Consider the following 11,234-nt stretch of genomic DNA (forward strand, 5'->3'; position numbering starts at 1 on the left):
TGATTGGCAAAAGTACCGATTAAACTTCTCAATACTGAAAAACCCTTTTTCTTAGCTTTCCTGATTGGATTATGAATCATAGATACTCTAGACAAGCTCATTAGATCGAAAAAAATTGGTAGTGAGTAATTGGGAAAATCCATTACCCATTACCTACCACTCATGAGTAATGATCAAGTAATCATAATAAAAAGTAAAATATCTGGCACTGTTGCCAACTCAGCACAAAAGTTTGGAAATATCTTGAGAAAACTTATTTTTCTCCAACTAAACCACGTCTATTTTGAAACCTGTAGTTATTCTGTGATCAAAAGGATTTGCCCTCATCCCCCAACCCCTTCTCCCAGATATGGGAGAAGGGGAGCCAGAATTTCAAAGTCCCTCTCCCAGATATGGGAGAGGGATTTAGGGTGAGGGCGAAAACTATGGTTCTCAACTTAGATGAGGTTTATGCTAGGAAAATTTTTTCAGAAACCAGGGAAGGAAGAGGGGGAACGGGTTCCTCCTGGACAACACTTAGCTAAAGGTTTCCCCGTATTAACTTACGGTGCAACTCCCCAAGTCAGCACTGAAGAATGGGAATTTGGGGTTTGGGGTTTGGCAAAACCTGCTACCTTTAGTTGGTCAGACTTTATGACACTACCTCAACACGAATTCACAGCGGACTTCCACTGTGTAACGCATTGGTCTAAACTCGATGTCAAATGGACTGGCATTAAAGTGACAGATTTCATGAGTCTGATTGAGCTAGACCCCAAGGTAGCCCACATTATGGAACACTGCTACGGCGGCTACACTACTAATATTTCTCTAAAAGATTTTATCAGAGAAGAAAACTTTTTTGCTTTTAAAGTCTTTGGTGAAGTTCTTCCAGATGAACACGGTGGCCCGATGCGGCTAGTTGTTCCTCACCTCTATGCTTGGAAAAGTGCTAAGTGGATCAATGGTTTGGAATTTTTAGCTGGTGAAGAACTTGGTTTTTGGGAGCGCAATGGCTACCATCGCCGTGGTGAACCGTGGGCTGAGGAGCGTTACAGCAGCGCTTTTAATAGTTAGGAGTTATTCAATTTTGGATTTCAGATTTTAGATTTTGGATTGAAGGAACAATCTAAAAATTGGCAGAGTTAGGAGTTATAGATTTTTATTTCTCACTCATAACTCCTAACTCATAACTTTTTTTAACCCAGAAGTTTCTTGATGAGCGGCAATTTGCCCTGATATGGAGCGTATCGCCATTTTAAATCCAGCCAAAAGGAGTTTTTCAAGACACTTTTGTTATGGGAAAAAGTGTCAAAACTAGCTTTGCCATGATAATTGCCGGTACCGCTATCTCCCACGCCACCAAATGGTAGAGATGAGACACCAACCTGCATCACTGTATCGTTGATACAGACTCCACCAGATGAAGTTTCCTGCAAAACTCGCTTTTGTAGGTTTTTGTTTTGAGAAAATAAATATAATGCCAAGGGTTTAGGTCTAGAGTTAATCAAGGCGATCGCTTCTGAAACCTCAGTATATTCAATAATGGGTAGAATGGGGCCAAAAATTTCTTCCTGCATTATAGAATCTTCTAAAGAGACATTATCAATCACTGTAGGAGCGATATAACGCTCTGAAGGTTTAGTTTTTCCACCAATGATAACTTCACCATCTTCAAGGAAGTTAACTAATCTGTCAAAGTGTTTTTGGCTAATAATTCTGGCATAATCAGGACTGTTTGCTGGATTATCGCCATAAAATTCTTTTAGGCATTTTTCTAGACCAGCTATTAAATCTTTTTTTATTTTTTTATCAACTAAAAGATAGTCAGGGGCGATACAAGTTTGCCCAGCATTAATAAATTTGCCCCAAGCAATTCGTCTGACAGTGTGTTCAAGATTAATATCAGTATCTACGATACAAGGGCTTTTGCCACCCAATTCTAAAGTAACTGGTGTGAGATATTTTGCTGCTGCTGCCATGATGATTTTGCCGACGGCTGTGCCACCAGTAAAAAAGATATGATCAAACTTTTCTGCAAGTAGTTTTTGACTTGCTTCCACGCCTCCTTCAACAACTGCGATATAAGCTGGGTCAAAATGTTTGGCAACAATTTCAGCGATGATATGGGAAGTATAAAAAGCAATTTCTGAAGGTTTGATAATTGCACAATTCCCGGCTGCGATCGCACCTATTAAAGGTGAGATAATTAACTGAAATGGATAGTTCCAAGGCCCGATAATTAAGACAACTCCTAACGGTTCTGGATAAATTCGGGCTGAGTAGGAAAAAAAATCAAGAGAAACAGCTGCTTTTTTGGGCTTAGTCCAGCTATTTATATGTTTTATAGCATAATCAATTTCTTTAATTACCCCAATTTCTGTAATGTAAGTCTCCAATTCTGGTTTATGTAAATCTCTTTGTAATGCTTCAACTATTGACTGTTTATACTCAATAATTGCTTGTTTGAGATTTTTAAGTTGTTCAATACGAAAAGTGACATCTTTAGTTTTGCCAGTTTGAAAAAACTCACGCTGATTTTGGATAATATCGCCAATGTTAGATAATTCAGTGGTAATCATTGTTTTTTTCCTAAAAAAATCTTGATTTAATGTTAGCGCTGCTATGTCAATAATTTAGTTCACAAATTTTTATTATTTGACTTTCTAATTAAAAATTTACTTTCGATTATTGATAGATGTATTAGAGTTATAGATTATAAGAATGGAAAAGTTCATAATTTATAATTGCTAATTTTCTCATTGTTTTGTTGGTAAAAGTACAATAAATACACTACCTTTATCCAACTCTGAATTAAGTAGAATAATGCCTTGATGTGCCTCGACAATTCGGCGAGCAAGGTACAGTCCTAAGCCACTACCAGAAGTTTTATGGCTGCCTTGGCGAAATCGTTCAAATATTGTGGCTTGTTCTTCAGAAGGAATACCTGGGCCAGTATCCGCTATCTCAATTCTAATGTAGTCAACGGAATTGGATTTGATTGATAACTGAGATTGACTACTTTTGTCGAACTGGCTTTGAGAAGTAAGACGAATATTTACAGAACCAGAGTCAGTAAATTTGATCGCATTCCCTAGAAGATTGGTGAATAGACGATGTAATTCTAAGCGATCGCCCATTACTATGTTTGTGATTGACTCCTCAGTAAAAGCCAAATTTAAGGATAGTGTTTTTTCTTGAGCTAGAGGTGCTAATTCTCCAGTAACCTCCTCTAGCAACCGTCCTAAATTAATCGGTTGCAATGCCAAAGTTTTACGACCTGCTTCAAAGCGATAAACTTCTAATAAGGTATTGACCATAGAAAGTAGGTTGATATTGCTACGGGACATGATGGCGATTACTTCCTGCATTTGCGGAGATAATGCGCCCAATGCACCTTGCTCAAATAGCATTAACATCCGATCGGCCGCCACCAAGGGAGTGCGTAAATCGTGGGTGAGACGAGAGACAAAATCTTCTCGCTGGCGGGCAATTTCATCGCGTTCATCCATACTATGCTTCAAGCGCAGGAGCGATCGCACTCGTGCAAGCAATTCATCTACTGTTACAGGTTTGCGGATAAAGTCATCAGCACCCAAGTCGAGTCCGTAAGCAACGTTAGGCGCATCGTGGGCAGTGATTAGCAGTATGGGGATATATTGTGGCAATTTCATCTCTCCACGAATGTGCTTAGTGACTTCGTACCCATCCATACCTGGCATCATCAGATCCAGCAGAACCAAGTCACAAGGCGATGCTTTCAATTCTGCCAATGCTGAAATCCCATTTTCTGCGGTGCTAATCGTATAACCTTCTTCCTCCAAAATAGTTTTGATCAAAAATACGTTATCAGGAGAGTCATCGACAACCAGAATTTTGTCAGAGCAAGAAGATTGTGAAGTCATATAGATGCAAGGTATGGGGTAAAAGTAAATTTTTAGAGTAACTGGTTTATTGGTATAGTTTTTTTAGATATTACTCTTAGGTATACTTTCTGCAAAGAAATTGTTTACCAAAGAAATTATATAAATGTATTTTAAAAACTACTTTACTTACCTTTTTAACAGATAGTCGCAAGCTAATTGAATTATGGCTCGTAAACTTCTAGAAATGAATACAGAGGATTACTACGGCACGATTTATGTAATATTTATAACTAAAAATATACGCAATTAGTATATCAACTACTTGCAAGTTACCTATAAAAAAGTCAAGGCTAGCTTCGATTCTGTATATGCGAGAAAAATTGTCAAAATTTCTGGAATATTTATCGGATTATGCCAACTTCGCCAGCAGCCAGCAAAAGCACCAGATTTTTCATTAGCTACCGCAGTCAAGAGCCAGACTTGAGTTTAGCCCGGAATTTTTATGAAGCCATTAAAGCTGCTGGACACGAAGCATTCATGGCAGGCGAGAGTATTCGCCTGGGGGAAAAATGGCCTCAGCGCATCGATGAAGAATTAAAACGATGTGATTACTTTTTGTTGCTGTTGTCGGAGCGATCGGCAACTAGCGAGATGGTGACAGAAGAGGTGAGACAGGCTAAAGAGTTACGCGATCGCAGTGATGAATATAAGCCAGTGATTTTGCCCATTCGCGTCAACTTTCCTTGGAGTACGCCACTAAATTATGATTTGCGGGGTTATTTACAACAAGTTCAGCAACGAGAGTGGAATTCACTTGCCGATACTTCCAAAATTTTACAGGAAATTTTTAGTTTGCTGGCAAATGGGGATGTAGAAACATTGGCAGATGGAGAGATGAGTAGTGATTTTTTGCCTTCATCACATCCTCAGCTTCTCATTCCCTCACTACCTTTGCCAGTGGCAGAACCAGAATTACCTGAAGGACAGGTGGATTTGGCTTCGGCGTTTTATCTCGAACGTCCTCCTATCGAGTCTCGCTGCTACGAGGCAATTTTGAAGCCAGGATCTTTGATTCGGATCAAAGCGCCTCGGCAGATGGGTAAAACATCACTCATGGCGAGGATTCTTTATCAAGCGTCACAACAAGATTATCTAACTGTGCCTTTGAGCTTTCAATTGGCAGATGGAAAGGTTTTTGCAGATTTGGATAAGTTTCTTCAGTGGTTTTGTGCCAGTGTGGGACGGAGGCTGAGGCTACCGAACAAGTTGGCAGATTACTGGGATGTGATTTTTGGTAGTAAAGTAAATTGCACCGCTTATTTTGAAGAGTATCTTCTATCAGAAATCAATCAACCATTAGTTTTGGGATTGGATGAAGTTGATCGTATATTTCAATACCCTGAAATTGCTAATGACTTTTTTGGGCTGTTACGTGCTTGGCATGAAGATGCTAAAAACCGGGATATTTGGAAAAAACTGCGGTTGGTAGTAGTGCATTCCACAGAAGTTTATATTCCAATGAATATTAATCAATCGCCATTTAATGTAGGCTTGCCAATTGAGTTACCAGAGTTTAACGCCCAACAGGTTCTTGATTTGGCACAAAGGCATGGACTCAGTTGGAGTTCTACCAAAGTTGAACAACTAATGGCAATGGTGGGAGGGCATCCCTATCTTGTACGATTTGCACTTTATCACATTGCCAGACAGGATACTACACTCAATCTGCTTTTGCAAACAGCCCCCACAGAAGCTGGCCTTTATAGCGACCATTTACGTCGGCATTTGTGGAATTTAGAACAGTGTCCAGAATTAGCTACTGCTATCAAAAAGGTAGTTGCCAATAGCAGCCCAGTTCGCTTGGATTCGATACAATGCTTTAAATTACTCAGCATGGGTTTATTACAACAGCAAGGAAATGATGTAACGCCACGTTGTAATTTATATCGTAAGTATTTCCGCGATCGCCTGAGAGTTAGCTGATGAAAATAGAACAAAACCCAGCTTATGAATATCAAGTTGGTGGCAGTTTACCAGTTGATGCCCCTAGTTATGTAGTGCGACAAGCAGATACAGATTTGTATGAGGCGTTGAAGGCTGGGCAGTTCTGTTATGTATTGAATTCGCGGCAGATGGGTAAATCTAGTTTGCGAGTGCAAATCATGCAAAAGCTGCAAAATGAAGACATTGCCTGTGCTGCGATCGACTTGACAGGAATTGGTAGTCAACACGTTACACCAGATAAATGGTATACAGGTGTAATACGTGGTTTAGTGAGTAGTTTTGAGCTTTTAGAAAAGTTTAATTTACGAAGTTGGTGGCGGGATCGCGATCATCTTTCTCAAGTACAGCGGCTGAGTGAATTTATCGAAGAAGTTCTACTGGTTGAAGTTTCTGAATCTATTGTCATTTTCATAGATGAAATTGATAGCGTTCTTAGCCTGAATTTTTCGGCTGACGATTTTTTTGCTTTGCTTCGGTTCTGCTACAACCAGCGTGTTGATAAAGCGGCGTACAAACGCCTCACATTTTGTCTATTAGGGGTAGCTACTCCTTAAGATTTGATTAAAGATAAAAAGCGTACACCGTTTAATATAGGTCAAGCAATTGAACTAAAAGGCTTTGAATTGAAAGAAGTTCAGCCTTTATTTGAGGGAGTGGTAGGTGAAGTGAGTAACCCTCAAGCGATTCTTCAAATAGTTTTGGATTGGACAGGTGGACAGCCATTTCTCACCCAGAAACTTTGTAAACTCATCCAAAATAATATGAAGGCATCGGGGGTAGAAGAAGCTCAGAAATTAGTACGAACACACATCATTGAAAATTGGGAATCTCAGGATGAGCCGGAGCATTTGAGGACGATACGGAATCGGGTTCTAAGGAATGAGCAACGTACTGGGCAAATGTTAATACTGTATAAGCAGATATTACAGCATGGAGAGATTGTAGGAGATAACAGCCCAGAGCAAATGCAATTAAGGCTATCGGGATTGGTAATTGAGAAGCATAGTAAATTAATAGTTTATAACAGGATTTATCAGTCAGTTTTTAGCCAGAGTTGGGTTGATAAAGCGTTAGCTAATTTACGCCCATATGCTGAAGCAATAACAGCCTGGTTAGCCTCTGACTGCAAAGACGAGTCGCGTTTATTGCGAGGTGATGCTTTACAGGATGCACTGGAATGGGCAACAGGCAAAAACTTGAGTAATGAGGATTATAAGTTCTTCAATGCAAGCCAAGCTGAAGCTTGGAAATCAAACAGCTTCATGTTTAAAAATGGAGTAGCCTCTGATATTACCGAACTAATGATATTGTGTGATAGCTTTCCTCAAGAAGCAGAATCCTACCTATTCAATAGCTACCTACAACAATGGCTAGTAGCACATTTAGGGAGAACAGATTTAGCAAATATATCAAGTGAAATTATCCATTCTTATCGACAAAACAAACGTAATGGCTTGGAAATATTTGTGCGAGAGCTTTATAAAAGTGTAGGGGCTGAACCATATCCAAAAATTTTTGTACAACCAGATAGGGTAGATTTGGGTAAAATACCAGTTGGATATCAAACAATAGTTGAATTGCAAGTTGTAAACAATAAACGTGGGTTTGCATGGGGCTATATAGATATTAAACCTCTACTTCCAGGTATAGTTTTTCCTCAAGAATTTAATTCTTTAATTGATAAAACGATTCGCATAAAATTGGATATGCTTGAGGTAAAACCTGGAAATTACCAATGTTGTATAGTTATTAAACTAGAAGGTATTAGCGAAAATTGCCAGATATATCTACAGTATAGAGTTATAAATAATCAGGTTAGTATTGAACCAATCAACCTAGATTTTGGAGTGATATCACATAACATAGGTAAAGCTTCATTAAAAATCAATTGTGAAACTCATAATGGAAAAATTAAGGGAACTGCTTTATCTGAACAAAATTTAGTCAAAATAACTCCTTCTCGTTTTGAGGGTACATCCTTAGAATTTTCCTTATCCGTAGATACAAATTTGCTGGCAGACGGTTCATATAATGATAATATTTATTTAATAACTAATAATGGCAAATATCAAGTGCCAATTGAATTTAGAGTACCAATCAGATGGGAGAACATTGCTGGCTTGGCTGGGATTTATAGCTTAGTTATAGGACTAGTAATGTGGGTTATACGATCAATATTTGAAATATTAGTAGGAATAAATCAACTATGGATTTTTTCTTATCCAGTTTACCAAGAAAAAGTTAACTTTTTCTCTTTAACTTGCTCTAGTTTATTTTCAGATGATCCAATAAGTAATAATCTTGCTAATTATATAAGTAATATTAGCAGCTATCTGGCTGTATTTAACTGGTTATCTTTATTTATTATTATACAATTAATTTTTTCAAAAAATCCATTAGAAATTCTCCTAAATTTAATATTACTTGTGGAAAATGCATTTAATAGGTTATTGAATAATGCAATATAATAGGTTATTTACTTTTTTTATATCATCTATGGTTGTGATAAATTTAATATTTCTTTTACATAATTTTGCTACAACAATTTTTATTGTAAACAACTTTAATTTCTTAGAAATGATTAATTCAATCTTTTTTCTCATGATTGAGGTGTCTGCTTATTCATTCGCATGGTTCGGAATCAATCAACCATCAGTAGGCTGGTTATTATTAGGTTTGTTAATAGGTGGAAGTTTAGGTTTTATTCAAGGAATGAAAACTGTCAAACAATATTCTATATTTAAAGTAATGAATTTTGTACGTTTTAGCACTATTGCTGTAATTTTAATAGTATTTTTAAGTGGATATTTAGCAACTTTTATTAAAATTAAAATATGCTATTTAAAAACATGAATTACAGTACAAAAACTAAAATGTTTTAATTTCCATCCTCAAAAAAATGAATATCTTATGGGGTAGGCAGCGTTTGAGTGAGCGCTAAACCGAAGCCCTGACTGGCTTCGTTGTGCAAATTAACTACGCGACAGCTTATTAGCTCTAATACGTATCTACAGCTTATGCCCTGAGAGCTTTTTTTACTCAATTGGGAACTTTTCAAACAACCTCTAAACATAAATATAGTCAATTCTTGTATAAGAGAGCAATTCAATCTCAGTAATCACTGAAATAAAATATTGTCCTGATGGTAGTGGATTTATCAAGCGACCACCCAAAAAATACAAGACTACATTTGTATCTAACAAAATTAAAGGTTGTGTCAACAACACTCATCCCTAATTTGCTGCTGATATTCCAAAGGGTCTTGAGTTAGTTGAATTACACCCGCATACTGGTTTAAATTAAACTTTTGTTTTTGTTGTAATTGATGAGCTTCTAATATCTTCTCAATTTGCTGCCAGTCCTCATAATCAATCAACACCGCTACCGGACGCATAGCTTCATCAGTCACAATTTTTTTCTTAAAAGGTAACATGATTTTCTATATCAAATACAACGTTTTACTATTTGATCGTAACTCCAAGACAGAAAATCGATGAGGGCAACTTTACTTTCATCTTTAAGAGAGCTAAGATTTCTTACTTCAAGAATTAGAACTTTTACCCGACTGAGAGCGTCGTTGCCGATGCTGCTCCCAGCGCCAGAGGAAGATCATCAAGGCAACGATTCCTAATTGGAGAGCCAAGTTAGGCAAAGCACTCTCAACATCTCGTCCAGCAAGCAATTGGCAAAAAAAGATGAATGCGCCAATCAAGCCAGAAGCGCTGAAAGCGATGTATATAAATTGTCGTAAGCCGCGATATGGGGCTGCCATTTCTGCTTTGAGGCTGGCATATTGTTCAGGGTTAAGTCGATTTTTGGGATTTTGATCTACCATGATTAAATCATGTTATGCTTATAGATTGTGTACGCCGATGTGGCTCAGTGGTAGAGCAGCTGATTCGTAATCAGCAGGCCGTGGGTTCAAATCCCATCATCGGCTTGGGTTTTAAAAATCATATCTTTATCTTGACCGAATTTTGACCATTTACGCTTAAAACCTGTGGCGATCGCACTACTCAAACGCTACTCGTTTGACTGCCAACGAACCGGTGACACGAGGATTTTCAGTCCCAAGGAATTATGCTTCAATCTACTGCTTAGACGACGTTTATTGTTTTTAATATCAAAACTTTGCCTAAAGCTTGCCTAGATTGCTAGGTGAACGCCACGATGCAATCAGGGTTTCAGCCTGTATGTGACGAAAAGGGAATTTTGAGCAGTGGTTACGATTCTAGAAATAGGTGATCGGGTTTGGTTCCAGCCAGGCGGGCCCATCGGCTTAATTGTTGAGACTCGCTTTCATGAGGTACAAAAACACCAAGAAGCATTGGTCGAATACTACTGGGGAAAATCTTCTTGGTACGAGTCTAGTAAGCTAGTTCGTACTTGCCTACCTTTGTCCAAGTGACGAAATGGAGATTTTGACTAATTTTGACTAATCTTTAATTTTAATTCCGAGAGATATTTTCATTTCTAAAATATCCCTTTCTATGATTTTAAGGTGTCCCTCAAGACTATCAGTAAGATAAACAATACTTTCAGTCATGCTTTTTTGATTATTCTTAATATGCTGAAAATCTCTTTCAGCAGCGAATTTTTTACGTTCGCCTTGAACGTACCAAATAAAAGCTCCACAAACAGTAGATGCAAAGGCAAGAATTAAAGCACCTAAAGCTATTAAATCGCTAGGACTAAAATTCATATTAAATATTGTGTTGCTGTAATAACCGGATGCCCATCTTCATCAAAATCAATTGTTATTGGTAATGTAATGCTACCACTAAGTAACTTATCATCTGCATCGTAAGAAGAAGAAAGATTATTTGCTAATTGTGGATTAGTACTAGCATTGTTTTCTTTAATTTGCAAAAAAGTAATAACTTCATGAAAATATTCAGAAAGTGTAGTTGATTTAAAAGTTCCTCCAGTGCTACCTGTGAAGGATACGTTTTGAAGATAATCGATGGCAGTTGTTATAACTTTTCCGGTGTTATCAATCGATTGCTCCGCTGGAATTGAAAAACTAATCCCAGTTACCATGTCATTTAAGTTGTAGCTAACTTGAATGAAATCTTTACCAGTAGGATTACTAACAAGGTTTCGTTCTTGTTTTTGCAGATAAGTACATATCTCTCAGCAATTCTCATTTTGAAATAAATAGGGTATTAATCGCCATTTTGAAATTCAATACGTAGCACAAAATAATTAGTTTTTTAGGGAAAGGCGTAGGCGCAGCGCGCACTTCTCTACAAGACGCTCCGCAAAGGGCAAGCTCAGTGACCACCGCAGGCATCACTAAAAAATAATTGACTACAATTATTAAGTATAAATACTGACATATTTGAGGGATTTGCTTAAAAACGAAGGGTAAATCCAGGAAAGTAG

At 37.7% G+C, this 11,234-nt stretch carries 12 protein-coding genes, 1 tRNA gene and 1 pseudogene; 7 read left to right on the forward strand and 7 right to left on the reverse strand.

Translation table 11 applies throughout. From position 1 onward, the window contains the following. Positions 1–450: 450 nt before the first annotated feature. Positions 451–1,056, forward strand: a complete 606-nt coding sequence (locus F8S12_RS27830; protein WP_196519516.1) for a sulfite oxidase-like oxidoreductase — start codon at positions 451–453, stop codon at positions 1,054–1,056. A 122-nt stretch (positions 1,057–1,178) separates the two neighbouring features. On the opposite strand, the gene F8S12_RS27835 is transcribed toward F8S12_RS27830, so the two are convergent. After that, positions 1,179–2,561, reverse strand: coding sequence for an aldehyde dehydrogenase (locus F8S12_RS27835; RefSeq protein WP_196519517.1), 1,383 nt, complete (start codon positions 2,559–2,561; stop codon positions 1,179–1,181). A gap of 177 nt (positions 2,562–2,738) precedes the next feature. Then, on the reverse strand, positions 2,739–3,884 hold the full coding sequence (locus F8S12_RS27840; protein WP_196519518.1) for a hybrid sensor histidine kinase/response regulator: 1,146 nt from the start codon (positions 3,882–3,884) through the stop codon (positions 2,739–2,741). Positions 3,885–4,256: 372 nt separating this feature from the next. On the opposite strand from F8S12_RS27840, the gene F8S12_RS27845 reads away from it, so the two are divergent. The 4 genes and pseudogenes from F8S12_RS27845 to F8S12_RS27855 all read left to right on the forward strand — a co-directional run bounded on the left by F8S12_RS27845 (position 4,257) and on the right by F8S12_RS27855 (position 8,702). Continuing rightward, entirely contained in the window at positions 4,257–5,828 is a 1,572-nt protein-coding gene (locus F8S12_RS27845; protein WP_196519519.1) for an AAA-like domain-containing protein, read from the forward strand. Beyond that, a pseudogene (locus tag F8S12_RS41045) lies at positions 5,828–7,084 on the forward strand (AAA-like domain-containing protein); the annotation flags it as partial. The gene F8S12_RS27845 and the pseudogene F8S12_RS41045, both read left to right, overlap by 1 nt. 471 nt (positions 7,085–7,555) lie before the next feature. Then, entirely contained in the window at positions 7,556–8,317 is a 762-nt protein-coding gene (locus tag F8S12_RS41050; protein WP_230968325.1) for a DUF5717 family protein, read from the forward strand. Positions 8,318–8,450: 133 nt separating this feature from the next. Then, the gene (locus tag F8S12_RS27855; RefSeq protein WP_230968323.1) at positions 8,451–8,702 is read left to right on the forward strand and encodes a hypothetical protein; all 252 of its coding nucleotides are present in this window, start codon (positions 8,451–8,453) and stop codon (positions 8,700–8,702) included. Between the two features lie 364 nt (positions 8,703–9,066). Here the strand turns inward: F8S12_RS27855 and F8S12_RS27860 are convergent, their stop codons facing one another. Beyond that, a complete protein-coding gene (locus tag F8S12_RS27860) occupies positions 9,067–9,282 on the reverse strand; it encodes a hypothetical protein (RefSeq protein WP_196519521.1) in 216 nt (71 codons plus the stop codon). A gap of 108 nt (positions 9,283–9,390) precedes the next feature. Beyond that, on the reverse strand, positions 9,391–9,684 hold the full coding sequence (locus F8S12_RS27865; RefSeq protein ID WP_196519522.1) for a DUF3493 domain-containing protein: 294 nt from the start codon (positions 9,682–9,684) through the stop codon (positions 9,391–9,393). A 33-nt stretch (positions 9,685–9,717) separates the two neighbouring features. Here F8S12_RS27865 and F8S12_RS27870 point away from each other — a divergent pair. Together F8S12_RS27870 and F8S12_RS27875 are read left to right on the forward strand one after the other, a co-directional pair. Beyond that, a tRNA-Thr gene (locus tag F8S12_RS27870) sits at positions 9,718–9,789 on the forward strand. 279 nt (positions 9,790–10,068) lie between these two features. After that, positions 10,069–10,257, forward strand: coding sequence for a hypothetical protein (locus F8S12_RS27875; protein ID WP_196519523.1), 189 nt, complete (start codon positions 10,069–10,071; stop codon positions 10,255–10,257). Positions 10,258–10,284: 27 nt separating this feature from the next. On the opposite strand, the gene F8S12_RS27880 is transcribed toward F8S12_RS27875, so the two are convergent. From F8S12_RS27880 to F8S12_RS41055, 3 genes are all read right to left on the reverse strand, one after another. Beyond that, entirely contained in the window at positions 10,285–10,551 is a 267-nt protein-coding gene (locus F8S12_RS27880; protein ID WP_196519524.1) for a hypothetical protein, read from the reverse strand. Further along, on the reverse strand, positions 10,548–10,889 hold the full coding sequence (locus F8S12_RS27885; RefSeq protein WP_196519525.1) for a hypothetical protein: 342 nt from the start codon (positions 10,887–10,889) through the stop codon (positions 10,548–10,550). The genes F8S12_RS27880 and F8S12_RS27885 overlap by 4 nt, the downstream gene beginning before the upstream one ends. Positions 10,890–10,992: 103 nt before the next feature. Further along, positions 10,993–11,234 (reverse strand): hypothetical protein (locus tag F8S12_RS41055; RefSeq protein ID WP_230968324.1); only part of this gene is annotated, 242 nt, incomplete at its 5' end.

The organism is Nostoc sp. WHI, assembly GCF_015714725.1.
GTDB lineage: Bacteria > Cyanobacteriota > Cyanobacteriia > Cyanobacteriales > Nostocaceae > Nostoc.